Below are 540 nucleotides of genomic sequence, written 5' to 3' on the forward strand. Positions count from 1 at the left end.
TCTAGAGCGTTTTCCACTTACTCCGGATCGTAGCCGGCGGCAGCGAAGTAGTTTGCGCACTCGGTTGGTGTGAAGGCGTCGAGCAGATCGCCGACGACAGTCCAGAGCCGATCGACCGTGCGCTCGGCCGCTTTGCGCAGCAGCGCCTTGAGTTTGGCGAAGGCCATCTCAATCGGATTAAAGTCGGGCGAGTACGGCGGCAGGAAGCGAAGCTGTGCGCCGCTGGCCTCGATGGCGGCCTGGATCGCTGTGCCCTTGTGGGCGGGGAGGTTGTCGAGGATGACGGTATCGCCGGGCCTGAGGGTTGGGGCGAGCACCTGCTCGACGTCAGCCTAAGAACCACTCCCGCGTCATCGGTCCGTCGAGCACCACGGGCGCGCTCATCCCCGACAGGCGCAAGCCCGCAACGAACGTCGTCGTGAGCCAGTGGCCATGCGGGATGCCCGAGTGCAGGCGCTGACCGCGAGCACAGCGACCGCGCAGGCGCGCCATGCGGGTGGAGAGACCCGTCTCATCGATGAAGATCAGGCGCTCAGGATC

Annotated in this window: 1 pseudogene; it reads right to left on the reverse strand. The window is 65.6% G+C overall.

The features are described from left to right. Window positions 1-17 precede the first annotated feature (17 nt). Window positions 18-540 (reverse strand): annotated as a pseudogene (locus AC6EUL_RS22910) (IS630 family transposase); the annotation flags it as partial.

Source organism: Methylobacterium sp. 001424705 (assembly GCF_059816145.1).